We start from the raw sequence: 25,011 nt of genomic DNA, 5'->3' as shown, positions 1-25,011 counted from the left end.
GACCGATGGTGGCAGTCGGGCCCTGTGGGGTGGTGGTGCGGTACCGCGATGCTACGGCTTGGTATACCGCCCACGCAACACCGCGCCGTGCGCCGCACCGCGCGCGTCTGTCCGGCTGGTGCGAGGTTGCCCGCTCGGTGCGAGGTTGTTGCGCTGCACGGAGCGTGGAAGCTCGCACGGGATGGTCCACAGCGCACGGTGCGGCGGGCCGCGCGTGCCGAACAACCGCGCACCGGGTGGACAGCCCGGCACGGTGTCAGGCTGCGCGATCGCCGGTCCGCTCGTCGACGGCGATCGGCTCGGTCACCGCGGTGCTGGCGTCGGCGGCGGGGGTCGTCCCCGGGCGGATGAGCTCGGGACGACGACGACCGCTGCGGAACACCCACGCCTTGAACAGCACGAACCGGACGCACGTCGCGAACAGGTTGGCGGCCGTCAGCACCAGGATCTCGGCACCGTGCGACGCTCCCGGCACGCTGCTGTGCAGCACGACCAGCGATCCCGCGGTGATCGCCCACGCGATGCCGAAGACGACCAGCCCCTGCACGTGGTGCCGACCAGCACCGGCACGTCCGCGCACCCCGAAGGTGAAGCGACGGTTCAGCGCGGTGTTGCCGATCGCCGTCAGCAGCAGGGCGAGGAAGTCCGCCGTCTGTGCCCCGATCGCCGGACGGAACAGGGCGTACAGCACCGCGAACGCCACGGTCGACAGCACCCCGATGGCGCCGAAGCGCAGCACCTGCCCGAGGAACCCGACGTGCGGGGGCGTGAACGGTCGACGGCCGATCGCGTCGTACACGGTGCCCACCGGCACCCGCCCGGTGGCGATGCCCCGCGAGACGCGCCACATGCCCTTCAGGTCCTCCGTGGCGGTCGAGGCGATCTGCACCGACGAGTTCACGTCGTCGACCCAGTCCACCGGCACCTCGTGGATCCGCAGCCCCGCGTGCTCGGCCAGCACGAGCATCTCGGTGTCGAAGAACCACGCATCGTCCACGCACAACGGCAGCAGCCGTTCCGCCGCCCGCTTCGTGACGGCCTTGAACCCGCACTGCGCGTCCGAGAACGACACCCCCATCGTCGTGCGGAGCAGCAGGTTGTACGAGCGGGAGATGAACTCGCGCTTGCTGCCCCGGACCACACGCGACGAGTCCGCCAGCCGTGTGCCGATCGCCAGGTCGGAGTGCCCGGAGAGCAGCGGTGCGACGAGCGGCTCGAGGGCGGCGAGGTCGGTGGACAGGTCCTCGTCCACGTACACGAGCACGGTCGCCGGGGAAGCACCCCACACTGCCTTGAGCGCCCGGCCACGGCCCTTCTCGGCCAGGTGGACCGCGTGCACGCCGGGCAGCATGGCAGCCAGGTCGTCGGCGATGCGCGCGGTGTCGTCGGTCGAGGCGTTGTCGGCGATCGTGATCCGCCAGGTGTGGTGCAACGACGTCCGGCAGAAGGTGTGCAGGCGTCGGACGTGGGCCGCGAGCGTGTCCTGCTCGTTGTAGCAGGGGACGACGATGTCGATGTCGAGGGTCTGGTTCGTCTCCGTCATGCCGCTCATGCTCGGCAGCGGGGCTACGGGGGCCGAGGCAGGGCGCTGTGGCCCGGGTAAGAACGAACACCACGTGAACGCAGCGGACACGACACCTGTTGTCCGGATACGGTCGACGGACGATGACGACCGAGCGCGACGACGCACGACGGACGGCCGTGCTGCTCCCCGGGGAGCGGCTGGGCCTGGCGCTCGACGAGCGGTGTCCGGAGTTCGAGGAACTGCTGCTCGCGCCACCGTTGCACGGCATCCGACCCGACGGGCACGACTGGCTCCGGCGTCGCTACGAGCAGATCGTCCCGCTCGTGCTCCCCGCGGCGCTGCGGGCCGTCGAGCACGGTGAGCCACTCGATCCCGACTGCCTCGTCCGGCTGCGCGAGGTCGCAGCCGCCAGCGCCGGAGACCCGCAGGTCGACGTCTCGGTCGTGCTCCGCGGCGCCCTGCCCGCCATCCGCGTCTTCGCCCTCGTCATGCACACGGCCACCCGCGAGCACGCGACGACGATCGACCACGCCGGCCGGACGATGCTTGCGATGAGCCGAGCCTCACTCGTCGCCCACGAACTCGGCTCGTGCTGGGCCGAGGCCTGGGCGCAGCACCGGGGAGGCGCGTCGGGGGACACGACGACAGCGCTCGGCACCGGCGACATCGACCTGGTGGCGTCGGCGCCCGGCCTGGACGAGACCGAGGAACGGATGCTGGCGCTCGCCGCCCGCGGGCTCTCGAACGACGCCATCGCCAAGGAGACCGCGTACAGCCGGCAGGCCGTGGCCTGGCACCTCGGGCGGCTGATGAAGTCGTGGAACGCGCCGAACCGGACGGCGCTGGTGTCGGTCGCCTTCGTCCGGGGCTGGATCCGGTCTCGGCGGGACCTCCGGCTGGCTGCGCGCAATCCGCCGTCGGCGATCGAAGCGGCGCCGGCGCACGACGACGCCCCCTGAGACCGAGGTCCCCGGGGGCGTCGCTGCAGCGCCGGTGGATCAGCCGCCGTTCACGTGGATGACGTTGTCGATGCGCTCGATGTTGCCGAACGCACCCCAGTTCAGCCAGCCGCCGTCGCCGTTGTTCGTGATCGATCCGGGACCCTTGAACCAGTAGATGACGTAGTTGCCGCCCTTGATGTCGATCGACTGTGCGTCCGCGACGTCGCCGGACACCGTGATGTCCTGGTTCTTGTTGACCACCGCGACGGTGAGGCGGTCGGGGTTGCCGGCGTTCCAGTAGCCGACGTCGAGCGCTGCCTGCACGGCGCCGCCGCGGTCGCTCTGGTCGTTCACGGCGTCCTTGATCGCGTTGACGATCGCGACCGGGTCGAGGTTGACGTTGACGTTGCCGCCGACGGAGGCCGAGGTGCTCGGTGCGGGCTCGGCGGCCTGTGCCGGTGCTGCGACGAACGCCCCGGCGATGACGGCGCCGCCGAGGGCGGTACCGGCGAGGAGCTTGACGGACTTGCGCTTGAACGAGTTCATGATCGTGTTCCCATCTCTGCAGTGGTGACCCGGTCGGGTCGTCTTGCTCGGACAGGACCCAGCCTGCGTCGCCGGGTCTCCGGCCGCACGCGTTCGGCCCGGACGTTGGACGATCGTCTGACGATCCGTCCAGCGCCGCGATGGTGTGCCATCCTCCGGCCCGGCCGCATCGAGTGAGCAGAAGACGTCGAATCCGGTCGCGGGACTCGACGTCTTCTGCTCACTAGGCGAGTGGGACGAGCTCGGCGAGCACGTCGGGCGGCCTCGGAAGGTCCACGGTGAACGCGGTCCGGCCCGGCTCGGACGCGACCCGCACGCTGCCGCCGTGCGCCACGACCACGGCCCGCACGATCGCGAGCCCGAGGCCGCTCGTCCCGTGCTCCCGTGAGCGCGAGGCCTCACCCCGGGTGAACCGGTCGAACAGGGTCGGCAGGGACTCGGCGGGGATCGGCGGCCCGTCGTTCGCCACGACGAAGCGGACGACGGCACCGTCCGACGCAGACGCAGACGCAGACGCAGACGCAGAAGCAGACGCAGACGCGGACGCAGACCCCGACCCGGGCACCGACTGCAACGAGACCACGACGGCAGTCCCGGGCGGCGTGTGCGTCCGGGCGTTGGTCAACAGGTTCGTGACCACCCGTCGGAGTTGCACCTCGTCGCCGGCCACGAGCAGCGGCTCGTCGTCCACGATCTGCAGCGTCCACCGGTGGTCCGGCGCCGTCGCGCGGGCGTCCATGGTGGCATCGACCACGAGCGACGTCAGGTCGACCGGCTCGCGGACGAGCGGTGAGACGGGAGCCCCCGACGCCAGGGCCGAGGCGTCGAGCCGTGCGAGCAACAGCAGCTCGTCGACGAGGTCGCCCATCCGGACTGCCTCGCGTCCGATCCGTTCGACGTTGCGGTGTACGGCGTCCAGGTCGGAGGTCCGCTCCGACAGCTCGGCGTACGCCCGGACAGTGGCGATCGGGGTCCGCAGCTCGTGCGAGGCGTCGGCGACGAAGGTCCGCATGCCGGCCTCGGCGTCGCGGCGCACCGTGAGTGCGCGGGCGACGTGCCCGAGCAGCCGGTTCAGTGCGGTGCCGACCTGCCCGACCTCGCGGTTCGCGGTCAGGTCGGCGTCGGCGACCCGCGCCGGGATGTCGGTGTCGCCGCGTTCCAGGTCGAGGGCGGTCACCCCGGAGGCGACCGCGGCGACGTGTTCGAGTGGCCGGAGCGAGCGCCGCACGAGCAGTGCGAGCGCCCACGCGGCGACGACGAGGCCGAGCACCGTGACGATCCCGATGACGAGCAGCAGGCGTGCGATGGCGGCGTCCAGGTCGCCGAGGGGCAGCGCGGTGACGAACACGTCGCCGTCGTCCCCGACCGCCTGCACCCGGTAGGTGCCGAGCGAGCCGAGGTCGATCGTCGCCGGCTCGGCGCCGCTGTCGACCGCGGTGAGCGTCTTCCGTTGCGCCGACGACAGCCCGTGCTGGTCGCCGTCGCTGTCGGTGTACCCGCCGAGCACGACGACGCCGTCGCGGACGATCGCGACGACGGTGCCGGCGGACTGTCCGGGCGCTCCGATGAAGGCGTTGTCCGGATCCGGACGATCCGACGACGACGACCCGGGCGGCGGTCCGGTGGGCGCTTCCGCACCGTCCCGGCCGCCGGGGGTCCGGTTCGCCGCCGTCGACAGCTCCGCGTCGAGACGGTCGACGAGGTACCCCCGGAACGCGACGACGGTCACCGCCCCCACGACGACGTTCGTCGCGACGAGCAGCAGCGCCACGGCGGCGACGACCCGCCACCGCAACGACGGCACCCGTCCCACGCGGGTCGGAGGGGAGGCCCGGATCGCCTTCCGGGGGCGGCTCACGTCGTCGGCCGCAGCACGTACCCCGCCCCACGGACGGTCTGCAGCATCGGCTCGCGGCCGGCGTCGAGCTTCTTCCGCAGGTACGACACGTACATGTCGACCAGGTTCGACGACGATCCGAAGTCCATCCCCCAGACGTTGGCGAGCAGCTGCTCCCGCGAGAGCACCCGGTTGGCGTTCCGCGCCAGGTGCCGCAGGAGTTCGTACTCCGTCGGCGTGAGCTCGATCGGGTCGCCGCCACGGCTGACGGCGCGGGCGTCCTCGTCGAGACGGAGGTCACCGACCACCACCTCCACGCTCCCGCCGACCGATGCGACCCGAGCGGAGGTCCGTGCCAGGATCCGCGCGCGGACGAGCAGCTCCTCGATGCCGAAGGGCTTCGTCAGGTAGTCGTCACCCCCACCGGTGAGTCCGGCGAGGCGGTCCTCGGGGGCGTCGCGCGCGGTGAGGAACAGCACGCGGACGGCGTCGCGGGAGTCCCGGAGCCGCTCGAGGACCTCGAAGCCGTCGATGTCGGGCAGCATCACGTCGAGGACGATGACGTCGGGTTGGAACTCCCGTGCGGCGAACAGGACGTCGCGGCCTCGGTGCACGGTCCGCACGGCCCAGCCGTCTCCCTCGAACGCGAGGGCGACGGCGTCGGCCAGGGCGTGCTCGTCGTCGACGACGAGGGCGCGGACGGGGGTGCCGTCGGTGCGCAGCAGCGGTTGGCCGGTCACGTCCGCGAGCCTATCCACCGCGCCCTCGTCGTCGATCACTTCGTGGTGCTCAGGTCGTAGACGGTCTGCCCGCCGACCGTGGTCGACTCGTAGTTCGCCGCGACCCACTCCTGGATGGCCGACGCCGTGGACGATCCGCCGCCCATGCCGCCGCCACCGGAGCCGGACGAGACGTAGTACCCGATGTCACCGTCGGCGACGTACGCCTTGAACTGCGCGAGCGTGGGCGCCGGGTCGCTCGACCAGCCACCGATCGCCATGACGGCGGTGTCCGTGTCGAGTTCGAGCTGCGCCGCCGACTGCGAGCCGTTCACCGCGGCCGCCCACTTCGCGTCGGAGGCCTCGAGGAGATCCTGTAGCGCCGACGAGGTCGTCGACCCCTCGCCGCCCGTGCCGCCCCCGCCCTCGGTCGAGCCCTCGGCGGTCCCGCCGGCGGAGTCGCCGGGGGCCTCTCCGGGCGCTTCGCCGGTCATGCCCTCCGGCGGGGTCCCGCCGGGACCCTGCTGGGAGCCGTCGTCGGCGGTGGAGTCGTCGCTGTCGGAACCGGCGGCCGATCCGCCGGGTCCACCCGTGCCTCCCGGCATGCCACCGGTGCCACCGCCGCCCATCCCGCCGGAGCCGCTGCCCGCCGGACCGACGCTCGGGATCGAACCGGAGTGCGCGACGGTCGTCGTGGCGAGGGCGTAGGCGGTGGTGCCGGACAGCCCGAACAGGGTGCCGGCGAGGACGCCGATCGTGACGAGCCTGCGCAGCGACGGCACGCTGCCGATGACGATCAGTGCTGCGGACAGCAGGCCACCGGCGAGCATCACCCAGCGCAGCCACGGCAGCCAGGTCGGGTTCTCGTTGAGCAGGCACCAACCCCAGAAGGCCGTGGTGCCGATCATGGCGGCCAGGCCGATCCGGCCGACGAACCGCGCTCGTGCGTGCCAGAGCAGCGCGCCGCCGGTGCCGACGAGCCCGGCGATCGCCGGGGCCAACGCGACCGTGTAGTACGGGTGGATCGTGCCGGACATGTACGAGAAGACGAGTCCGGTGACCAGGAGCCAGCCGCCCCACAGGACGAGTCCGGCGCGTGCGGGATCAGCCAGGTGCCGACGGCCGACGACGACCAGGCCGACGACCAGCGCGATGAGGGCGGCGGGCAGGAGCCACGAGATCTCGAGCCCCATCTCGGACGAGAACAGTCGGTTCAGGCCCGTCGAGCCACCGAACGAGCCGCCCGCGGTGCCACCGGTCATGCCGCCGCCCCCGCCTCCGCCGCCGTTGCCCGAGCCGCCGAAGATCCGACCGAGGCCGTTGTAGCCGAACACCAGGTCGAGGACGGTGTTGTCCGTCGAACCGCCGATGTACGGGCGGGACTCCGCGGGCCACAGCCAGACGGCGACGACCCACCAGCCGGCGGCGACCACGAGGGAACCCGCGGCGATGAGCAGACCGACCACGCGCCGGACCCATCCGGTGCGGGCGGCGAAGAGGTAGACGATGCCGAAGGCCGGCAGGACGAGCAGCCCCTGCAGCATCTTCGTCAGGAACGCGAAACCGAGAGCGACCCCGGCCAGGGCGATCCACTTCCAGCTGCCCCGGGGCAGAGCGCGCACGGTGCAGTACGCGCCGGCGGTCATCAGGAACACGAGCAACGCGTCCGGGTTGTCGAACCGGAACATCAGGGCCGCCGCCGGGGTCGCCGCGACGACGAAGCCGGCGAGCAGCGCACCGACGTTCGCGGTCGTGGTGCCGACGCGGGCGAGGGTGCGGCGGACCGTGCCCCAGACCAGGGCGACGGAACCGACGGCCATGAGCGCTTGGGGGAGCAGCAGGCTGAAGCTCGAGAAGCCGAGCAACCGGGCCGACAACACCATCACCCAGAGCGACGCCGGGGGCTTGTCGACCGTGATGAAGTTCGACGAGTCGAGGGAGCCGAAGAAGAACGCCTCCCACGACTTCGTGCCGGCCTGCACGGCGGCGGCGTAGAAGCTGTTGGCGTACCCCGAGACGCTGAGGTCCCAGAGGTACACCACGGCGGTCACGGCGAGGAGCGCCCAGAACGCCGGCCGGAGCCAGCGGGCGTCCTCGCGCTCGCCGAGGAACAGGCGGGCGAGCGGCTTGCGGCGCCGATCCTGCGCGTCGGTCTGCGCGGAGCCCGTTCGGTCGGTCACGGGTATCGGGTACGTGGTCATGTCGATGAGCATCCGGGGCGTTCCCCGAGCGCGGCACTGCGCCGGCTGTGTGCTGCCTAAGGACGCACGGTGCGAGGTTGGCTGACTCGGCGCCGGCGGGGCTGGCTGGGCTGGCGGGGCGGGGGCGGCGCACGGTGCGCTGTCGTCCGGCCCGTGCCGGGTTGCCTGCCCGGTGCGCGGTTGTAGCGCTGCACGGAGCGGGCAACCTCGCACGGAGTGAGCGAGCGCGCACGGTGCGGCGCCGGTCCCCGGGCGAGCAACCTCGCACGGGCCGAGCGAGCCCGCACCGTGCGCGGGTCAGGCGTACCGCTGCGCCGCGTGCAGAGCCGCCCCCGTGTACGAGCCGCCGAACAGGAACACGTGCAGCAGCAGCGGCGCGAGCTGGTGCAACTCGACGCGCTCCTGCCAGCCGTCGGCGAGCCGCGACTCGCGGTCGTAGGCGGCGAGCACCGTCTCCAGCCGCGGCAGCCCGAAGAGTCCGAGGAGCGCCAGGTCGGTCTCCGCGTGCCCGCCGTGCGCGATCGGGTCGATGAGCACCGCCCCGGTCGGTTCGGACGAGTCCGTCGGCCAGAGCACGTTGCCCGCCCACAGGTCGCCGTGCAGCCGTGCCGGACGGTCCCCGACGAGCGCTGGCTGCGGGGACCCGAGTGTGCCGTCCTGCACCCGGTCGGCGACCCGGTCGAACACCGCAGCCTGGGCGTGGTCGAGCCCGCCGGAGTCGACGATGCGACGGACGAAGTCGCGGATCCGGTACTCCGCGAAGAACTCGCCCCACGTGGCCGGTGCGTGTGCGGCGTCGACGAACGGGGTGCGGGAGCGTCCCATCCGCAGTGCGGCCCCCTTCGTCCAGCCGGCGGGCGGCGCACCCCAGTGGTCGGCGCCGGCGGCGTGGGTGTGCGCGAGGGAGCGGCCGAAGCGCTCGGCCTGCGCAGCGGTGGGGGAGCCGTCGGAGATCAGCTCGAGGTCCAGCACGGTCGGGCTCGGTCGGCCCAGCACCCGCGCGGTCCTCGTGCCGCCCGCGTCCTCGGCGTCGGCGAGCCACCGGAGTCCGGCGGCTTCGGCTGCCGCTTCGTCCGGGGTGGTGAAGGTCTTCACGTGCGTCTCGGCCATCGGTCCATCCTGCCGACGGGTCGTGACGTCCGTTCAGCGGGCCGTCAGACCGCGTCGACCAACGCCTTCGCCAACGGGTGCCAGTCCCGCGACGACGGCCCGCTCAGCACCAGGGTCCGCTCGAGCCGCCTGGCCATCGGGATCATCACGAGGTCCGGCGGCAGCATCACCCGGCCGAGCGTCGGGACGATCGACACCCCCTCGCCCCGTTCGATCATCCCGAACATGGTGCTCATCTCCCGCACCCGGTGGGCGTAGCGGAAGGGGCGTCCGTCGAGCTCGTGCAGCTTCTGGATCTGGTACTCGCACCCGCCGCCGCCCGCGACCAGGCCGTCCTCGTGCAGGTCGTCGAGCGTGAGGGCGGGCAGCTCGGCGAGCGGGTGGTCGCGCCGGACAACCGCGGCCATCTCGTCCCGGGCGACGACCACGCCGCCGGCCGGCAGCGGGGAGGGGTCGACGAGCACGGCGGCGTCCACGGTCCCGCTCTCCAGCCACTCGGGCATCTCGTCGTCGTCGCCCTCGTAGACCTGCACGTCGACGTCGGGCAGCGTCACCGCCCACAGCTCGCGGAGCCGCGGCAGCAGGCCCTGGCAGACGGTGGGGACGGCCGCGAGGCGCACGGTGCCGCGCGCCGTGGCGGGCCGGACCACCGCCTCCAGGGCGTCGACCGAGGCGAGCACGCTGCGGGCGTGGGCCAGCAGGCGGTCACCGAGGGGGGTCGGGACCGCGACCGCACCACGACGGACGACCGGCCCGCCGACCTCGCGTTCGAGCCCGGCGACGGCGTGCGAGACGGCGGACTGCCCCACGCCGAGCACGGATGCTGCGGACGTGAACGAACCGGCGTCGAGCGTCGCGACGAACGCACGGAGCTGGGGGACCGAGACGGGCATGCGTGCTCCTCATGAGGGTATGAACCACATGCGTTTGCCGCATGTGCGGGACTGGTTCGACACTAGGCCACATGAACGCCCTCCTCTACGGTCTCGTCGCCCTCACCTGGGGCTCGAGCTTCCTGTTCGCGAAGATCGGCCTCGACGGGCTCGCACCGCAGCAGGTCGCCACCGTGCGAACCGTGCTCGGGGGCGTGACGCTCGTCGCCCTGCTGCTCGCGACCCGTCGTCGCTGGCCGCGGGAGCTGCGTGTGTGGGCACACCTGGCGGTCGTCGCGTTCTTCCTGAACGCTCTGCCGTCGTCGCTGATGGCGTGGGCCGAGCAGACCGTGCCGTCCGGACTCGCGAGCATCTACAACGCGACGACCCCGATCATGACGCTGGCCGCACTCGCGGTGCTCGTCCCGTCCGAACGGCTGCGGGGCCGGCAGGTGGCGGGCATCGTGGTCGGCATCGTCGGTGTGCTCGTGCTCGTCGGCCCGTGGGACCTGCTCGGCGACCCCGCGGTCCTGGCGAGCGTCCCGGGACAGGTGGCGCTGCTCGGCATGACCGCGTCCTACGGCATCGGACTCGCCTACCTCCGGCGCGTGGCGGTGGGCAGCGCCCACGACCCGGTCACGATCGCGACGGTGCAGCTCACGCTGGCATCGGGCATGCTCCTGCTGGTCGCGCCCGTCATCGCCACCGGCCCGGTCCAGCTGGACGGGAGGATCGTGGCCGCGATGATCGCGCTCGGTTGCGTCGGTACGGGGCTGGCCTACGCATGGAACACGCGGCTGGTGCAGGCGTGGGGCGCCGGTCGGGCGTCGACGGTCACCTACCTGACGCCGGTGGTCGGGGTCGCGCTCGGCGTGCTCGTCCTCGGCGAGCGGGTCCGGTGGAACGAGCCCGTCGGCGGGCTGGTCGTGCTGCTCGGCATCGCGCTGGCCTCGGGGGTGCTCGGCCGCCGGAGTCTGCGCCGTCGCGCACGCCCCGCCCGTACGCTGGCCGGGTGACCGCCGGCCAGGACCCCCACGTGGTGCGACTGCTGTTCGCCTCGTCCCACCCCGGCCCGACGGTCACGGTCACGGTGCTCGCCGCCGTGATCGCCGCCGCAGTCGGGCACCCGTTCTGGCTCGTGGCGCTGGTCGCGCTGACGGTGGTCGCCGGGCAACTGTCGATCGGCCTGGCGAACGACTGGATCGATGCCGACCGTGACCGCGCCGTGGGTCGGAGCGACAAGCCCGTCGCCCGCGGACTCATCGCCGTCGGGACGGTCCGCACGGCAGCGTTCGTGACGGCCGGAGCCGCGGTGGTCCTCTCGCTGTTCCTCGGCCCCGTCGCCGCCGTGGCACACCTCGTGCTCGTCGCCGCCGGGTGGGCCTACGACGGCGGGCTGAAGCGCACCGTGTGGTCCGTCGTGCCGTTCGTCGTCGCCTTCGGACTGCTGCCCGTGGTCGCGGTGTCCGCCGGTCCCGAGGGGCTGTGGCCGACCTGGTGGGCGATCGCCACCGGCGCGGTGTTCGGCGTCGCGATCCACTGCACCAACGTCCTGCCGGACCTGGTCGACGACGCCGCCACCGGTGTCCGTGGGTTCCCGCACCGCCTCGGGCTCCGGGGCGCCGGGATCACGGCGTTCGGCTTGCTCGTGGTCGCAGCAGCCCTCGTGCTCGGCGGCCAGGTGCTCGGTGACGACCCGGTCCGTGGCGTCGGTGTCGTGCTCGCCGTGGTCGGGGCGGTCGTCGTGCTGGCGCTCGCCGTGGTGGGGGTCCGACTGGTGCTGGCGGGACGGGCGTCGCGGACCCTGTTCCGGCTCGTGATCGCGTCGTCCCTGGTGCTCGTCGTCGAGCTCGGCTTCGCCGGGGCGCGACTCGTCGCCTGACGCACCTCCGCGCGGCTCGGACCGCGCCGCCCGTCGCCGACGCGAGCCGTCAGGCCCAGCGCATGGCGTAGAGCCGGGCCAGGCCGTGCGCGGTCGGCAGCGACAGGACGGCCCGGAGCAGCGCCTCCCGTCCGATGGTGGCGACGGCGCCGAGCGGACGACCGAGCCCCATGTTCGCCTCGGCCTGCCGGGCCGCGCGGCGGGCGGCTGCCTGGCGGCGGGCGGCGTAGCCGGGCCACGGTCCGGCCACACCCGTCCGGACGGCGCCGGCGAGCAACGGCGCGAGCTCGGCCGCGTCGAGCCAGCCGAGGTTCATGCCCTGCCCGCCGATCGGGCTGATCTCGTGGGCGGCGTCGCCGACGAGCACCACCCGGCCGACCCCGACGCGGTCGGCGGCGCGACGCCGGACCCGGAACCCGCTGAGCATCGTGCAGGTGGACGGATCCGGGGTGACGCCGGTACGTGCCGTGACGATCGCGGCCAGTCGTCCGGCGGTGGTGGGATCGGGTGCCGCACCGCTCGGGGCGAACGCGAGCGAGTCCGGCACGAGTGCGACGTACCGGCGTCGACCGTGCGGCAGGGGGAAGGACTCGACGACGCCACCGGGTCCGACGTCCACCAGGGCGGCGGTCCGCGCGTCGGCGTCCTCGGGGTCGGCGAAGTCGCCCATCACGTAGCGATCCGGGTAGTCGCGTCCGGTGGTGCCGATGCCGAGCAGGTCACGGACGACGCTCCTCGCGCCGTCGGCCCCGACCACGAAGGCAGCGCGCACGGCGACCGCTGTGCCGTCCGGGCCGCTGCCGACCGCGTCGACGTGGTCGCGGTGGCGGGTCAGGCCCGTCACCGTCGTCCCGGTGTGCAGCGCGGTCGGGTCCAGGTCGGCGAGCCGGTCCCGCAGCAGGGACTCGGTGCGGTGCTGGTCGAGCGTCGCGACGTACGGGTGGGTGTCCGAGGCGCGGTCGAACGTCAGCGTGCCGAGCGTCCGCCCACGGCTCCGGGCGACGCCGGTACGCACGAGGGTCGCCTCGGCGAGCACCGGGGCGTCGAGCCCGATCTCGGCGAAGGCGTCGAGGGACGGCGCGTGGATGCCGATGGCGCGGGACCCCTCGGGCGGACCGGGGCGGCGCTCCCACACCTGCACGGTGGCACCGCGGGTGGCCAGCAGCGCGGCGAGGAACAGGCCGACGGGACCGCCGCCGACCACGAGGACGTCGGTGCGCTCCGTGGTCACGGGCCGAGCCTACGGTCGGGTCGACCGCCGTGCACTCAGCGAGCGGGGTGCACCAGTGCCGTCAGGGCGTCGAGCCGCTCGTGCACGATCGCCGCGAAGGGGCGCTCCTCACCCGGGGCGATCCACTGCGCGAAGGACAGGTGGAACACCGTCACGGCGGTCTCAGCGGCCATCGTCGCCGCCGGTTCGGGGACGCCGCGCTCGCGCATGACCTCGCCCAGGCGTGCCTTCAGGGTGGCGAGCTTGCCGAGCTCCCGTTCGCCGAGGGCTGCGTTCGCGTCGATGATCGTCTGCCGGGCCCGTGACCACGACCGGCGGTCCTCGGGGAAGAACCCCGCGGCGGCGTCGAGGGCGCGGCCGACCAGGTCGAAGGGCGCTGTGTCGGCCGGGGCGGCCGTGATCGGGTCGACGAACATCGCGAGGAAGTCGTCCTGGCCGGCGAACAGGACCTCGCGCTTGTCGGCGAAGTGCCGGAAGAAGGTGCGCTCGGTGACGTCGGCCTCAGCCGCGATCCGCGCGACCGTGGTGCCGTCGTAGCCCTCGGACGCGAAGAGCTGCAGGGCGACCGCCTGCAGTCGTTCACGCGTTCCGGGTTGCCATCGAACCATGCACAGAGTCTACTGATCAGGACGCTTCGATGACAGCGGCTGACATCGAGTGCTACGGTGATGTCAGTTCATGACATCACCGCCGTGGACACCTGCGAAAGGACCACTCATGCACGTGTTCGTCACCGGGGCCTCCGGATGGATCGGCTCCCACACCGTCGACGACCTGCTCGCCGCCGGACACACCGTCACCGGTCTCGCCCGGTCCGACGCCTCGGCCGCAGCGCTCGAGGCGAAGGGCGTCACCGTCGTCCGGGGCGACCTCGACGACCTCGACGCCATCCGCCGAGGAGCCGCCGGGGCCGAGGGCGTCCTGCACCTCGCCAACAAGCACGACTGGGCGAACGCCGCCGCCACCAACGCCAGCGAGCGGGCCGCCGTCGAGACCATCGGCGCAGCGCTCGTCGGCACCGACCGCCCGTTCGTGCTCGCGTCGGGCGTCGCCGGGCTCGCCCAGGGCCGCCCCTCGACCGAAGCGGACGTCAACCCGTTCGTCGGGCCGGACAGCATGCGCGGCGGCAGCGAGAACCGCGGCTTCGACTTCGTCGACCAGGGGGTGCGCACGATCGCGGCCCGGTTCAGTCCCACGACGCACGGCACCGGAGACCACGGGTTCATCGCCGCGATCGTCGGGGCCGCTCGCAGGACCGGAGTCTCGGGCTACGTGGGCGACGGCACCAACAGCTGGTCCGCCGTGCACGTCACCGACGCCGCACGGCTCGTCCGGCTCGGCCTCGAGCAGGCACCGGCCGGCACGCGGCTGCACGCCGTCGCCGAGACCGCGATCCCGACCCGCGCGATCGCCGAGGCCATCGGCGAGGTCCTCGGTCTGCCGGTGACCTCGATCGACCCGGCCGACGCGGACGCGCACTTCGGGTTCATCGGCCGGTTCTTCGGCATGGAGATGTCCGCAACGTCCGAGGCCACCCGGGAGCTCCTCGGATGGCAGCCGACCGGCCCCGGGCTGCTCGAGGACATCGCCGCCGGCGCCTACTCCGGCGTGCGGGTCGTGTAGGCGGCTGGGGCAGTACCGGCACCCGCGGATCGTGAGCAGGAATGGTCGGGTTCCGTCTCCGGACCCGACCATTTCTGCTCACGAAGCGACCGCGGACGCCGCGAACGCCGCGAACGCGAACGCGCTGCTACTCCGCCTTCTGCATCTGCCACGGGTCGGGCTCACGGTCGCCGTTCGGGCGCACGGGGCGGACGTCACCGACGATCGGGATGGCACGCTTCCGCATGAACCACAGGTAGCGGACGAAGAAGTGCGACAGCGTCGAGAGCCGGTTGCCGTTGCCGAGCAGCGACGCGATGTGCACGACGACCCACGCGGCCCAGGCGATCGGCCCGACCATGGTGATCCCGCCGCGCAGCTGGGCCACTGCGGCGTTCGTGCCGATCGTCGCCATCGTGCCCTTGTCGAAGTACTTGAAGTGCTCGGTGGGCTTGCCCTCGAGCAGGTGCTTGATCTGCTTCGCGACGTGCCGTCCACCCTGCAGTGCCGGCTGCGCCAGCTGGGCGAGGGCCTCGGACTGCGCCGCGATGTCGCCGGCCGAGAAGATCCGCTCGACACCGTTGACGCGCAGGTCGTCGCCCACCTGGATGCGTCCGCCGCTCGTCTGCGGCAGGCCCCAGCCGGAGACCTCCTTGTGGGCGGCGACGCCGGTTGCCCAGATGACCTGCGAGGCGGGGATGAACTCGCCGTCGGCCGTCATCACGCCGTCGGTCTTGACCTCGGAGACGCCGGTGTTCAGCCGGAGCACGACACCGCGCTTCCGCAGGACCTTGGCTGCGTACCGGCGGAGGCGCGGCGCGAACGGCTTGAGCAGCTCGCCACTGCGATGCACGAGGGTGATCGTGATGGCGCCCTTGTCGAGCTCGGGGTACGCGCCCTCGAGTGCCTGGTCGCGGAGCTCCGCGAGCGCTCCGGCCATCTCGACGCCGGTCGCACCGCCGCCGACGATGACGATCTTGATCTCGTCGGGGCCCTGGTTCGCAGCGGCCTCTTCCAGCCGGGTGAACAGCTCGTCGCGGATCCGCAGGGCCTGCGAGCGGGAGTACATCGAGTACGCGTACTCGTAGGCGCCCGGGGTGCCGAAGTAGCTCGTGTTCACGCCGTTCGCCAGCACGAGGTAGTCGTAGTGCAGGTGCTCACCGTCGGACATCTCGGCGATGCGTTCGTCGGTCCGGATGCCGGTGAGCAGGCCGTGCCGGAACTCGGCGTTGTCCTGCTTCGCCCGCAGGCTGCGCAGGAAGTACGTCACGTCGCCCGCGTTCAGTCCGCCCGTCGCCACCTGGTACATGAGGGGCTGGAACATGTTGTAGACGTGCCGGTCGACGAGCGTCACCCGGACCGGGGCGTCCGCCAGCTCGCGCATGGCAGCGACACCGGCGAATCCACCGCCGACGATGACGACGTGCGGGCGGGTGTCCTGGGGCATGCTGATCCGGCTTTCCTCGGTGAGTTGGTCACCCACGAGGGTACGCGCGCTCCGGAGCGCTCCGGTTCACTGCCGGACGGGAGGCACGGGTCGGCTCCGTCAGGCGTCGAGCCGTGCGTAGGTGCTCAGGACGTTCCCCTTGCTCGTCTTGGTGCTGTCGACCAGCCGCAGGCGCGTGGCCGGGTCGGTCGGCTCGAAGAGCTTCCGGCCGGATCCGGCGATCGCCGGGTGCACCATCAGCTGCAGTTCGTCCAGGAGTCCGGCGAACAGCAGGTGCCGGACGACGCTCACACTCCCGCACACGGCGATGTCGGCACCGTCACGTTCCCTGAGCTCGCGGACGAACGTGTCGAGGTCGCCCGGGATCCTGGTGGTGTTCTGCCAGGTCAGGTCGTCGCCCAGCGTCGTGGAGGCCACGTACTTCTCGATCGGGTTGATCCACTGCCCGAAGCCGTCGTCCGGGTGCGCCGGCCACCACTCGGACCACTCGAGGTAGCTGTTCCTGCCGAGCAGGACGGTGTCGGTGCGGGCCATGAACGCGCCCATCCCGGCCCCGAGCTCGTCGTCGAAGCTGTCGTACTGGAACTCGTACGGGTCCTGCACGACGCCGTCGACCGACGTGAACAGCCCTGCTGTCACCTTGCGCATGGCCGGAGCGTACTGCGGATCAGCTGCCGCTGCCGCCCGGGAACTGGTTCGTCCCACCGTTCGTGCCGGGCAGCTGCGTGGTCGACCGGGATTGGTCCCCGCCGATCGCGTGCCCGACGGCGAAGCCGATGCCACCGCCGACGAGCAGTGCGGCCAGCCCGACGATCGCCGCGAGGACCGGCCAGAACCACGGCGGCTTCGGGGCACTCGTGCGGTTCGTCGGTGCCGCGGTGCCGTACCAGGGGGTGGCGCCGTTCGGGGCGGGGGCGTCGAGGGTGGCCGTGGAGGTCGGCGTCGGGGCCGAACCCCAGCCGGCCGGAGCCGCTGCCGGAGGGGTGCGGGTGGGGTCGCCCGGCGTGTGGCCGTTCGAGGGAGTGGTGTCGCTCATGGAAGGCAGTGCACACCGCGTGTCTATGGGTGGCCGATGACGACGCTGATCCGGTGCTGCGAACCGCCGCGTAGCCTCGGTTCGTGCGCGCCAAGGTGGAGACGATCCGGATCGACGGCCTGCCGGTGCGCCTCCACACCGCTGCGCCCGCCGGCCGGGTACGCAGCGACCTCGACCCCACGGTCGTGCTGGTCCACGGCATCGGGATGTCGCACCGGTCGTTCGCCCGGTCACAGCGTGCACTCGCTGCGACCCACCGCACGGTCAGCGTCGACCTGCCCGGCTTCGGCGGGCTCCCCGCCGCCGGCCGGACGCTGTCGATGGCCGAGCTCGGCGACCTGGTCGTCCGGGCCGTCCGTGCGCGGGGAGCGGAGGACCTCGTGCTCGTCGGACAGTCGATGGGCGCGCAGGTCGTGACCGAAGCAGCCCGGCAGCACCCCGGGGCCGTCGGCTCCGTCGTCCTCGTCAGCCCGGTGGTCCCGGTGGAGCGGCGGTCCCTGCCGTTGGTGGCGTCCGACCTGTTCCGTGACGGGACCGGTGAAGGACTCCGGATGAACGGGGTACTCGTCACCGACTACCTGCGGAGCGTCCGGCAGTACGTCCGCGAGCTGCGCCCGATGCTCCGGTACCGGCTGGAGGAGACGATCGCCGACGTGCACGGACCCGTCCTCGTCGTCCGGGGCAGCGACGACCCGATCGTGCGCCGCGACTGGGCCGTCGGTGTGGCGACGCGCGCGCAGCGAGGGTCGTTCGTCGAACTCCCGGGGCCGCACCACCTGCAGGAGCGGCACCCCGTCGCGTTCGCCCGGCTCGTCGACGAGTTCCGCCGGGCACAGACGCTGGAGGGCCTCCGATGACCGAGCCGACCACGTCCTCGACGGAAGCGACGGGCACGAGCCGACCCGTGCCTCCCGGCATCCCGCTGGTGCGACGCGGGACGTGGGCCGCACTCGACTGGTGGTACGCGATCACGTGGCAGGTGCGGAGCCTCGGACCCACCACCGCCGACGACTACCGGACCGGCGACGGGCAACCCGTCGTCGTGATCCCCGGCGTCTACGAGACCTGGCACTTCATGCGGCCGCTCATGGACGCCCTGCACGACCGCGGCCATCCCGTGCACGTGCTGCCGGTGCTGCGCCACAACCTGCGGCCGGTGCCGGTCTCGGCGCGCGACGTGTTCGCGTACCTCGAGGAGCACGACCTGCGGAACGTCCTCGTGCTCGCGCACAGCAAGGGCGGGCTGATCGGGAAGTACGCGATGACCCAGCTGGACGACCACGGCCGCATCGACCGCATGGTCGCCGTGTCGACGCCGTTCGCCGGGTCCGGCTACGCGCGGCTCGCTCCGGTGCGGCACCTCCGGGTGTTCCGGGCCGCCGACCCCGTGCTGGCGGGATTGGCACGGGAGCTCGACGCGAACGCCCGCATCACGTCGGTCTACGGGGTGTTCGACACGCTCATCCCCGAGGGCAGCGAGCTGTCGGGGGCGACGAACGTGCGGCTGCCGGTCGGCGGGCACTTCCGGATCCTCGGTGACGCCCGCACGCGCGCCGCGGTGCTCGCTGCGTCCGACCCAGGCCTGTCCTGAGGTTCCGAAATCTCGGCACGTCGGCGCTCTGATCGCCGCGGTTCGGAACCTCGGCGGCGATCATCCGGCGTGTTGTGGAACCTCGAGACGTGGCCAGCCGGTGTCAGGCCCCGGGCAGGAACAGGCAGAACGGGTGCCCGTCGGGGTCGAGCAGCACCCGGACGTCGTCCTGCGGTTGGAACGCGGCCTGCGTGGCACCGAGTTCATCGGCACGGACGACGGCAGCCGGCAGGTCCTCCACCTGGAAGTCGAGGTGCAGCTGCATGCCGGGGGCGTCCGCGGTGCCGGGCCAGGTCGGGGCGACGTACTCGGGCTCGAACTGCACGGACAGGCCGGGGCCGTCGGCGGGACGGATCCGGGCCCAGGTCGGGCCGTCCTCGTACACGGTCCACCCGGTCAGGGCGCCGTAGAACCGGGCGAGCGCGATCGGCTCCGGGGACTGCAGGACGGTGGCGGCGAGCGTCGGCATCGAGGCGTCTTCGCTGGTCATGCCGCGCAGCGTACGCCGAGCAGTGGCCGGAGCTGTTCAGCGGCCGGAGCAGTTCAGCGGTCGGCGACGCTCGCGCGCTCGACGATGCGGTGCGGCACCACGACCGTCTCCGGCGGCAGGTCCCGGTCCTCGATCCGCCGGGTGAGCAGGTCGAGCGCCGCCGTCGCGAACGCCCGCCGGTCGAACGACACCGTGCTGAGCGCGGGGATCGCGTACGCCGCTCCGTCGATGTCGTCGAACCCCATGACGCTGACGTCCTCGGGAACGCGGACACCCCGGGCCGCCAGGACGTGCAGCACGCCGAAGGCGATCGAGTCCGTGAACGCGAACACGGCGTCGGGCAGCGGGTGCTCGTCGAGCCAGGTCGCGAAGGCCGTCGCCGCCGAACTCGTCGTCCAGGACGGCAGCGGTACCCGCAGCGCGGGGTCCGGTTCGATCCCGGCGCTCGCGAGCGCGGCGAGGTACCCGCGCTCCCGCAGCTCGCTCGTGGCGGTGGCCTCGGACGCGCGGGCGGCACCGACGATCGCGATCCTGCGGTGGCCGCGGGACACCAGGTGGGCGGTGACCTGCTCGGCGGCGGCCCGGCTGTCGATGTGCACCTGGTCGACGTGCTCGGGTTCGACCTCGCCGATCACGACGGTCGGCGGCAGCCCCTCGGTCGACGCCAGGACGCTCGCGCTGAGTGACACCGGGTTGAGCACGAGCCCGTCGACGAGGTGGGCGCGTGCCCGTGAGACCAGCTCGCGCTCGCGGGCCGGGTCGCTGCCGGTCTGGTCGAGCTGGACGACCCACCCCCGCTCGCGCGCGAGTTCGACGAACCACTGCGCGAGCTCGGCGGAGTAGGCGCTGCCCATCTCCGGCAGCGTGAGGGCGATCGCCCCGGAACGGCCGTTCCGCAGCCCGCGGGCGGACAGGTTCGGCACGTAGTCGAGCTCGGCGACGGCACGCTCGACCCGCTCGCGGGTCTCGGGGCGCACCACCACGCCGCCGTTGATGACGTTGGAGACGGTCTTCGGCGACACCCCGGCGAGGGTGGCCACGTCCCGCACGGTTGCGCGCATCGGGATGAGCGTAGCGCGGGCGGTCGCCGGTGGCGTCGCGTCGTCGAGCTGCGGTTGTGCGCTCACTGGAGCGTTACAACGATGGAAACGTTTGGCAACGGATTGCCACCGTGTTGCCCCGCACGCCAGGGTCGCTGCAGGAATCCAACGGAGGAGGCCACCGAGTGACGAAGCTCGACGACCGCGCGACGACCACCGCGCACACCGCACCGCCGCCGCACCCCGGGCTCCGGCGGCGCACGACCTGGCAGCGGATCCGGCGCGATCGAGTGCTGTTGCTGATGGGCCTGCCGGGCGTCGCCCTGTTGCTCGGGTTCCACTACCTGCCCCTGCTCGGCAACCTCATCGCCTTCCAGGAGTACCTGCCCTTCGTCCCGCTCGGGCGCAGCCCGTGGGTCGGGGTCGAGAACTTCGCGGTGATCTTCGACGGCGATCCGGAGTTCCTCGGGGCGCTCCGGAACACCCTCGTGATCACGCTCGTGCAGGTCGTGTTCGTGTTCCCGGCGCCGATCATCCTGGCGCTCATGCTCAACTCGCTGCTGTCCGAGCGGATCAAGCAGGTCGTGCAGTCGATCCTGTACCTGCCGCACTTCCTGTCGTGGGTGATCGTCGTCGCGGTGTTCCAGCAGATCCTCGGCGGCTCCGGGCTCGTGAACAACGCGATCCGGGCGGCGGGTGGCGACGCGATCGACTTCCTCGGCAACCCGAACGGCTTCATCGCGCTGCTCACCAGCCAGGTGATATGGAAGGACACCGGCTGGGCGACGATCCTGTTCCTCGCCGTGCTCTCCCAGATCGACTCGAGCCTGTACGAGGCGGCGAAGATGGACGGGGCCTCGCGCTGGCGGCAGCTCTGGCACGTCACCCTGCCCGGCATGCGCGGCATCATCATCCTGCTGCTCATCCTCCGGCTCGGCGACTCGCTCACCGTCGGGTTCGAGCAGATCCTCCTGCAGCAGGCCGCGGTCGGTCGAGCGGCCAGTGAGGTCCTCGACACCTACGTCTACAACAACGGCGTGCTCGGCGGACAGTGGGGCGTCGCCGCGGCCGTCGGACTCGTCAAGGGCGTCGTCGGCGTCCTGCTCGTCCTCGGCGCCAACAAGCTCGCGCACGTCTTCGGCGAAGCGGGCGTCTACCAGAAGGAGTCGCGATGAGCGCCACCCGGAGCGTGACCGTGCCCGCGGGGGCCGCCCGGAAGCACCGCCCGCTGGACGCCCCGCCGCTGCCCGGACGGCTGCTGACCGGGTTCGTCCTGCTCGTGATCTGCCTCGTCGTCCTGCTGCCGTTCCTCGGCATCGTCTCGACGAGCGTCGCGCCGTCCAGCCAGGTCAACGGTGCCGGGGGCTTCGTGATGTGGCCGACCGGGCTCGACTTCAGCGCCTACGAGAGCATCTTCGCCGGCGGCGTCGTCACCCGGGCACTGCTCGTCAGCGCCGGCATCACCACGGTCGGCACCCTGATCAGCCTGTTCGTCACCGCGATGCTCGCGTACGCGCTGAGCCGGCCGGGGTCCTACGGACACGGGGTGGTCCTGAGCCTCGTGCTCGTCAGCCTGCTGTTCGCGCCGGGGCTCATCCCGAACTACCTCGTCGTGAAGCAGTTCGGGCTGCTCGACTCGTACTGGGCACTCATCCTGCCCACGGCGCTCAGCGCGTTCAACGTCATCGTGATGCGCTCGTTCTTCATGGCGATCCCGCGCGAGCTCATCGAGAGCGCCCGCATCGACGGTGCCGGCGACTTCGGCGTCTTCCTGCGGATCGTGCTCCCGCTGTCGAAGGCCGTCCTGGCGGTCATCGGCCTGTTCTACGCGGTCGGGTACTGGAACGCCTTCTTCAACGCCCTGCTCTACATCAACGACACCGCGAAGTGGCCCCTGCAACTCGTGCTGCGCACCTACGTCATCAACAACGCGCAGCTCGGCGGCGCCGACCTCGGCACGAGTTCCGACGCGCTGCCACCGCAGGCGTCGATCCAGATGGCGATCCTCGTCGTCTCGATCGTCCCCATCCTCATCCTCTACCCGTTCCTGCAGCGGCACTTCGCCAAGGGTGTCCTGACCGGCGCCGTGAAGGGCTGACACCATGACGACCAACGCACCACGGGGCATCACCCGCCGCGGCCTGATCGCTGGCGGTCTCGGGATCGCGGCCACGGGCCTCCTGGCCGGTTGTGACACCGTCACCCGCTCCACCGACGTGAAGGCGATCAACCGGGCCGTGACCCTGCCGGACTACGTGCCGTGGGCCGGCGGACCGGACCCGGTGCTCCCGAAGACCAGCGCGCTCATGCCGTCCGCGTTCCGACGCATCCCGTCGGACCTGGTGCCGACCGACCGGGTGCCCGGCGACGGGTCGACGCTGCACGGCAGCGTCCCGACGAACTCGCCCGTCCCACCGTCGAAGGGCAGCAACCCGTACTGGCAGGGCCTCGACGAACGGATGGGCGTCGACCTCGACCTGACCATCACCCCGAACGCCGACTGGGGCAACAAGTTCGCCACGCAGGTCGCGGGCGACACCCTCGGCGACGTGTTCACCGTGTTCGGCACGTTCTCGTACCTGCCGCAGTTCCTCGAGGCCAAGGCGGCGAACCTCACCGAGATCCTCTCCGGCAGCGGCGTCCGGGACTACCCGTACCTGGCCAACCTGCCCACCGCGTCCTGGCGCGGCACCGTGTTCTCGGGTGGCATCTACGGCGTCCCCGTGCCCCGCGGGCCCCTGACCACCGGTGTGCTGCACCGACGGCAGGACCTGTTCGAGCAGCTCGGCGTCGACCCGTCCTTCCGTGACCTCGACGAGTTCGAGGCGCTCTGCCGCGAGGTCTCCGACCCGCAGCGCAACCGCTGGGCGCTGGGCTCCGTGCCGACCAACATCCTCGCGTCGATGTTCGGTGTGCCCAACCAGTGGGACGAGCAGGGCGGCCGCCTGACCCACATGTACGAGGTCGACGCGTACCAGGACATGCTCGAGGCCTCGCGGAAGTTCCTCGCCGACGGCCTCGTCCACCCGGACAGCGTCACCGCCTACAACGGCAAGGTGTGGTTCGTGCAGGGCTCGGCGCTGATGCTCCAGGACAGCTACAGCGCGATCCCCGGCCTGCTGCAGCAGGCCGAGCCCGGCAGCGGGTTCCGCATGACCATGGCGCCGTTCGTCGGACCGGGCGGCGCGAAGCCGAAACCGTGGCTCGGGGACCCGAACAACGCGATCACCGCACTCGCGGCCGGGCCCGAGGAGCGCATCCGCATGCTGCTCGGCGTGTTGAACTGGTGTGCGTCGCCGTTCGGGACCGAGGCCTGGATGTACCGGAAGTTCGGCATCGAGGGCCGGGACTTCGACTTCCGCGACGGCGCCCCCGTCCTCACCAAGACGGGCAACAGCGAGACCGCGCTCGGCGAGTTCCCGCTGCAGTACTTCACGGAGTGCCCGCTGCCGCTCTTCTACTCGGGAGCCCCGGAGATGACGGACGTCGTCTACGAGTCGCTGTCCTCGTGGTTGGACGACGGGATCACGAACCCCACCTACGGGCTGTACTCGCCGACGAACTCCACCAAGGGACCGGCCATCGGGACCTACGCCACGAGTGCGATCAACGACGTGCTGCTCGGCCGAGCGCCCGTGTCGGGGTGGAAGGCCGTCGTGCGCGACTGGCGCCGCCGGGGCGGCGACGCGATGCGGCGCGAGTTCGAGCAGGCGTTGGAGGCGCGCGCGGGCGCGTGACGCCGTCGTCTCGGCGACATGACGGCGTCTTGCGTGGCCCTGGACTCGGGGCGATCGGACGGGAGGCCCGTGGCGGGGTCCGCCACGGGCCTCCCGTCCGCTCCGCGGTCACGCCAACCACGACGGGTGAGCGAACAGGTCCTCGAGCTCCTGGACCAACCGCGAGGTGTGGAAACCATCGGCCGCCGCGTGGTTGATCTGCAGCGCCATCGGCATCAGCGTGCGGTCGCCCTCGGTCCGGTAGCGCCCGAGCGTGACGATCGGCAACAGGTGGTCGTACCCGTCGCGGACGTGCAGCGCGAACCCCGTGAACGACGTGCGGGGGAAGGTGGAGACGTCGAACACGTTCCGGGGCCGGTCGTCCTGCGGGAACATCCGGACGTCGTCCCGGTACCGATCCATCGTGTCGACTGCGGCGGCGTGGAACCGCCCGAAGTCCTCGTCGTAGGGCACGACCAACGCCGAGAAGGTCTCCGTGTCCGGGTGGAACACCGTGAACATCGGGTGCACGACGTCCCAGACGCCGGGGGAGCCGTCGTCGAGCAGCTGCATCCGGAACTCGGCATGACGGTTGACCACGGTCGCGATCGCCCAGATCTGCGACGCGTAGGTCTTCGCCGCGCTCGTGCGGACCGCCGCGACGAACGCCGTGACGTCGACGTCGACGGTCACCTCGTAGGAGCACTGCACACGCTGGCGGTAGTGCTCGAAGTGCTCGCGGCGGGGCCAGGTGTCCAGGTCGATCGGTCGGAGTTCCGTCATGGGGCCAGCATGGACGTGGTGCGGGCCCTGCGACGGTCGGCATGCCGACGCTCGAACGGGTTCAGTCGTTCGGGCGGATGAGGCAGAACGGGTGGCCCGCCGGGTCGAGGTACACGCGGAACGTCTCGGTCGCCGATCCCGTCGTGGTCGCACCGATGGCCAGGACCGCGGCCTCGCCGTCGTCGAGGTCCTCGACCTTCACGTCGAGGTGGCTCTGCTGCGGGACGAGCTGCCCGGGCCACTCCGGGGCGCGGTAGTCCTCGACCTGCTGGAACGCCAGGAGCGGCCGCTGGTCGGTGAAGGGGAGCGCGACCTCGGCCCAGTCCTCGTCGAAGCCGACGATCTCGCCACCGAGCAGCTCCGCGTAGAAGCGGGCCAGGCCGCGAGGGTCTGCGCAGTCCAGGACGACCATGTCGAGTGTGCCGATCATGGCCGTCAGGGT

The 25,011-nt window shown here is 72.0% G+C and carries 25 protein-coding genes; 9 read left to right on the top strand and 16 right to left on the bottom strand.

The window, feature by feature from the left end; all coding sequences use genetic code 11:
• Window positions 1–256: 256 nt before the first annotated feature.
• Window positions 257–1,552, bottom strand: coding sequence for a glycosyltransferase (locus tag ACGH48_RS15440; RefSeq protein WP_396289227.1), 1,296 nt, complete (start codon window positions 1,550–1,552; stop codon window positions 257–259).
• A gap of 113 nt (window positions 1,553–1,665) precedes the next feature.
• On the opposite strand from ACGH48_RS15440, the gene ACGH48_RS15435 reads away from it, so the two are divergent.
• Window positions 1,666–2,484 (top strand): LuxR C-terminal-related transcriptional regulator, encoded by an 819-nt coding sequence (locus ACGH48_RS15435; protein ID WP_396289225.1) that lies wholly within the window; start codon window positions 1,666–1,668, stop codon window positions 2,482–2,484.
• Window positions 2,485–2,523: 39 nt separating this feature from the next.
• Here ACGH48_RS15435 and ACGH48_RS15430 read toward each other — a convergent pair whose 3' ends face one another.
• From ACGH48_RS15430 to ACGH48_RS15405, 6 genes are all read right to left on the bottom strand, one after another.
• Window positions 2,524–3,012, bottom strand: coding sequence for a hypothetical protein (locus ACGH48_RS15430; protein WP_111084734.1), 489 nt, complete (start codon window positions 3,010–3,012; stop codon window positions 2,524–2,526).
• Window positions 3,013–3,235: 223 nt separating this feature from the next.
• The gene (locus tag ACGH48_RS15425) at window positions 3,236–4,825 is read right to left on the bottom strand and encodes a sensor histidine kinase (protein WP_396289224.1); all 1,590 of its coding nucleotides are present in this window, start codon (window positions 4,823–4,825) and stop codon (window positions 3,236–3,238) included.
• 41 nt (window positions 4,826–4,866) lie between these two features.
• Window positions 4,867–5,589 (bottom strand): response regulator transcription factor, encoded by a 723-nt coding sequence (locus ACGH48_RS15420; protein WP_396289223.1) that lies wholly within the window; start codon window positions 5,587–5,589, stop codon window positions 4,867–4,869.
• A gap of 35 nt (window positions 5,590–5,624) precedes the next feature.
• The gene (locus ACGH48_RS15415) at window positions 5,625–7,748 is read right to left on the bottom strand and encodes an ArnT family glycosyltransferase (protein ID WP_396289221.1); all 2,124 of its coding nucleotides are present in this window, start codon (window positions 7,746–7,748) and stop codon (window positions 5,625–5,627) included.
• 318 nt (window positions 7,749–8,066) lie between these two features.
• Window positions 8,067–8,879 (bottom strand): fructosamine kinase family protein, encoded by an 813-nt coding sequence (locus ACGH48_RS15410; protein WP_396289220.1) that lies wholly within the window; start codon window positions 8,877–8,879, stop codon window positions 8,067–8,069.
• Window positions 8,880–8,923: 44 nt separating this feature from the next.
• Window positions 8,924–9,772: a LysR family transcriptional regulator gene (locus ACGH48_RS15405; RefSeq protein WP_222658481.1), complete on the bottom strand. Its 849-nt coding sequence runs from the start codon at window positions 9,770–9,772 to the stop codon at window positions 8,924–8,926.
• Window positions 9,773–9,843: 71 nt separating this feature from the next.
• Between ACGH48_RS15405 and ACGH48_RS15400 the strand changes: the two genes are divergently transcribed.
• Complete coding sequence (locus ACGH48_RS15400) at window positions 9,844–10,767, top strand: DMT family transporter (protein WP_396289218.1); 924 nt, start codon at window positions 9,844–9,846, stop codon at window positions 10,765–10,767.
• Entirely contained in the window at window positions 10,764–11,633 is an 870-nt protein-coding gene (locus ACGH48_RS15395; RefSeq protein WP_396289217.1) for a UbiA family prenyltransferase, read from the top strand. Before ACGH48_RS15400 ends, ACGH48_RS15395 begins: the two co-directional genes overlap by 4 nt.
• A 49-nt stretch (window positions 11,634–11,682) precedes the next feature.
• On the opposite strand, the gene ACGH48_RS15390 is transcribed toward ACGH48_RS15395, so the two are convergent.
• The gene (locus tag ACGH48_RS15390; RefSeq protein ID WP_396289215.1) at window positions 11,683–12,864 is read right to left on the bottom strand and encodes an FAD-dependent oxidoreductase; all 1,182 of its coding nucleotides are present in this window, start codon (window positions 12,862–12,864) and stop codon (window positions 11,683–11,685) included.
• 35 nt (window positions 12,865–12,899) lie between these two features.
• Entirely contained in the window at window positions 12,900–13,472 is a 573-nt protein-coding gene (locus ACGH48_RS15385; protein ID WP_396289214.1) for a TetR/AcrR family transcriptional regulator, read from the bottom strand.
• Window positions 13,473–13,581: 109 nt separating this feature from the next.
• On the opposite strand from ACGH48_RS15385, the gene ACGH48_RS15380 reads away from it, so the two are divergent.
• Window positions 13,582–14,487, top strand: a complete 906-nt coding sequence (locus tag ACGH48_RS15380; RefSeq protein WP_396289213.1) for an SDR family oxidoreductase — start codon at window positions 13,582–13,584, stop codon at window positions 14,485–14,487.
• 127 nt (window positions 14,488–14,614) lie between these two features.
• Here ACGH48_RS15380 and ACGH48_RS15375 read toward each other — a convergent pair whose 3' ends face one another.
• The 3 genes from ACGH48_RS15375 to ACGH48_RS15365 all read right to left on the bottom strand — a co-directional run bounded on the left by ACGH48_RS15375 (window position 14,615) and on the right by ACGH48_RS15365 (window position 16,949).
• Window positions 14,615–15,913: an NAD(P)/FAD-dependent oxidoreductase gene (locus ACGH48_RS15375; protein WP_396289212.1), complete on the bottom strand. Its 1,299-nt coding sequence runs from the start codon at window positions 15,911–15,913 to the stop codon at window positions 14,615–14,617.
• Window positions 15,914–16,012: 99 nt separating this feature from the next.
• On the bottom strand, window positions 16,013–16,561 hold the full coding sequence (locus ACGH48_RS15370; protein WP_123314253.1) for a dihydrofolate reductase family protein: 549 nt from the start codon (window positions 16,559–16,561) through the stop codon (window positions 16,013–16,015).
• A 19-nt stretch (window positions 16,562–16,580) separates the two neighbouring features.
• Window positions 16,581–16,949 (bottom strand): hypothetical protein, encoded by a 369-nt coding sequence (locus ACGH48_RS15365; RefSeq protein WP_396289210.1) that lies wholly within the window; start codon window positions 16,947–16,949, stop codon window positions 16,581–16,583.
• An 83-nt stretch (window positions 16,950–17,032) separates the two neighbouring features.
• On the opposite strand from ACGH48_RS15365, the gene ACGH48_RS15360 reads away from it, so the two are divergent.
• Both ACGH48_RS15360 and ACGH48_RS15355 read left to right on the top strand, forming a co-directional pair.
• Window positions 17,033–17,806, top strand: coding sequence for an alpha/beta fold hydrolase (locus tag ACGH48_RS15360; protein ID WP_396289209.1), 774 nt, complete (start codon window positions 17,033–17,035; stop codon window positions 17,804–17,806).
• Window positions 17,803–18,540: an esterase/lipase family protein gene (locus tag ACGH48_RS15355; protein WP_396289208.1), complete on the top strand. Its 738-nt coding sequence runs from the start codon at window positions 17,803–17,805 to the stop codon at window positions 18,538–18,540. Before ACGH48_RS15360 ends, ACGH48_RS15355 begins: the two co-directional genes overlap by 4 nt.
• Window positions 18,541–18,643: 103 nt before the next feature.
• Here ACGH48_RS15355 and ACGH48_RS15350 read toward each other — a convergent pair whose 3' ends face one another.
• Both ACGH48_RS15350 and ACGH48_RS15345 read right to left on the bottom strand, forming a co-directional pair.
• Window positions 18,644–19,030 (bottom strand): VOC family protein, encoded by a 387-nt coding sequence (locus ACGH48_RS15350; protein ID WP_396289207.1) that lies wholly within the window; start codon window positions 19,028–19,030, stop codon window positions 18,644–18,646.
• 53 nt (window positions 19,031–19,083) lie between these two features.
• A complete protein-coding gene (locus ACGH48_RS15345) occupies window positions 19,084–20,091 on the bottom strand; it encodes a LacI family DNA-binding transcriptional regulator (protein ID WP_396289206.1) in 1,008 nt (335 codons plus the stop codon).
• 164 nt (window positions 20,092–20,255) lie between these two features.
• Here ACGH48_RS15345 and ACGH48_RS15340 point away from each other — a divergent pair, with 164 nt between their 5' ends.
• Genes ACGH48_RS15340 through ACGH48_RS15330 form a run of 3 tightly spaced genes read left to right on the top strand, consistent with a single transcriptional unit; the run spans window position 20,256 to window position 23,807 of the window.
• A complete protein-coding gene (locus ACGH48_RS15340) occupies window positions 20,256–21,245 on the top strand; it encodes a sugar ABC transporter permease (protein ID WP_260233158.1) in 990 nt (329 codons plus the stop codon).
• Window positions 21,242–22,168 carry a carbohydrate ABC transporter permease gene (locus ACGH48_RS15335; protein WP_396289205.1) on the top strand — a complete coding sequence of 309 codons (927 nt, stop codon included), beginning with the start codon at window positions 21,242–21,244 and terminating at the stop codon, window positions 22,166–22,168. The genes ACGH48_RS15340 and ACGH48_RS15335 overlap by 4 nt, the downstream gene beginning before the upstream one ends.
• A gap of 4 nt (window positions 22,169–22,172) precedes the next feature.
• Complete coding sequence (locus tag ACGH48_RS15330; RefSeq protein WP_396289204.1) at window positions 22,173–23,807, top strand: hypothetical protein; 1,635 nt, start codon at window positions 22,173–22,175, stop codon at window positions 23,805–23,807.
• 108 nt (window positions 23,808–23,915) lie between these two features.
• Here the strand turns inward: ACGH48_RS15330 and ACGH48_RS15325 are convergent, their stop codons facing one another.
• Together ACGH48_RS15325 and ACGH48_RS15320 are read right to left on the bottom strand one after the other, a co-directional pair.
• Window positions 23,916–24,569, bottom strand: coding sequence for a CatA-like O-acetyltransferase (locus tag ACGH48_RS15325; protein WP_396289203.1), 654 nt, complete (start codon window positions 24,567–24,569; stop codon window positions 23,916–23,918).
• 61 nt (window positions 24,570–24,630) lie between these two features.
• On the bottom strand, window positions 24,631–24,999 hold the full coding sequence (locus tag ACGH48_RS15320; RefSeq protein ID WP_396289202.1) for a VOC family protein: 369 nt from the start codon (window positions 24,997–24,999) through the stop codon (window positions 24,631–24,633).
• Window positions 25,000–25,011 lie beyond the last annotated feature (12 nt).

This window comes from Curtobacterium pomorum (genome assembly GCF_044497295.1).
Classification (GTDB): Bacteria; Actinomycetota; Actinomycetes; order Actinomycetales; family Microbacteriaceae; genus Curtobacterium.
Note: the sequence above shows the minus strand (reverse complement) of the source record. Positions and strands in the feature narration are given on the sequence as shown.

Bases quoted from the DNA above. Each gene is read 5' to 3' on its own strand.
- ACGH48_RS15325 (WP_396289203.1), bottom strand. From the start codon at position 24,569: ATGACGGAACTCCGACCGATCGACCTGGACACCTGGCCCCGCCGCGAG.
- ACGH48_RS15335 (WP_396289205.1), top strand. From the start codon at position 21,242: ATGAGCGCCACCCGGAGCGTGACCGTGCCCGCGGGGGCCGCCCGGAAG.
- ACGH48_RS15355 (WP_396289208.1), top strand. From the start codon at position 17,803: ATGACCGAGCCGACCACGTCCTCGACGGAAGCGACGGGCACGAGCCGA.
- ACGH48_RS15385 (WP_396289214.1), bottom strand. From the start codon at position 13,472: ATGGTTCGATGGCAACCCGGAACGCGTGAACGACTGCAGGCGGTCGCC.
- ACGH48_RS15440 (WP_396289227.1), bottom strand. From the start codon at position 1,552: ATGAGCGGCATGACGGAGACGAACCAGACCCTCGACATCGACATCGTC.
- ACGH48_RS15330 (WP_396289204.1), top strand. From the start codon at position 22,173: ATGACGACCAACGCACCACGGGGCATCACCCGCCGCGGCCTGATCGCT.
- ACGH48_RS15320 (WP_396289202.1), bottom strand. From the start codon at position 24,999: ATGATCGGCACACTCGACATGGTCGTCCTGGACTGCGCAGACCCTCGC.
- ACGH48_RS15405 (WP_222658481.1), bottom strand. From the start codon at position 9,772: ATGCCCGTCTCGGTCCCCCAGCTCCGTGCGTTCGTCGCGACGCTCGAC.
- ACGH48_RS15345 (WP_396289206.1), bottom strand. From the start codon at position 20,091: ATGCGCGCAACCGTGCGGGACGTGGCCACCCTCGCCGGGGTGTCGCCG.
- ACGH48_RS15410 (WP_396289220.1), bottom strand. From the start codon at position 8,879: ATGGCCGAGACGCACGTGAAGACCTTCACCACCCCGGACGAAGCGGCA.
- ACGH48_RS15375 (WP_396289212.1), bottom strand. From the start codon at position 15,913: ATGCCCCAGGACACCCGCCCGCACGTCGTCATCGTCGGCGGTGGATTC.
- ACGH48_RS15370 (WP_123314253.1), bottom strand. From the start codon at position 16,561: ATGCGCAAGGTGACAGCAGGGCTGTTCACGTCGGTCGACGGCGTCGTG.
- ACGH48_RS15380 (WP_396289213.1), top strand. From the start codon at position 13,582: ATGCACGTGTTCGTCACCGGGGCCTCCGGATGGATCGGCTCCCACACC.
- ACGH48_RS15350 (WP_396289207.1), bottom strand. From the start codon at position 19,030: ATGACCAGCGAAGACGCCTCGATGCCGACGCTCGCCGCCACCGTCCTG.
- ACGH48_RS15400 (WP_396289218.1), top strand. From the start codon at position 9,844: ATGAACGCCCTCCTCTACGGTCTCGTCGCCCTCACCTGGGGCTCGAGC.
- ACGH48_RS15430 (WP_111084734.1), bottom strand. From the start codon at position 3,012: ATGAACTCGTTCAAGCGCAAGTCCGTCAAGCTCCTCGCCGGTACCGCC.
- ACGH48_RS15435 (WP_396289225.1), top strand. From the start codon at position 1,666: ATGACGACCGAGCGCGACGACGCACGACGGACGGCCGTGCTGCTCCCC.
- ACGH48_RS15365 (WP_396289210.1), bottom strand. From the start codon at position 16,949: ATGAGCGACACCACTCCCTCGAACGGCCACACGCCGGGCGACCCCACC.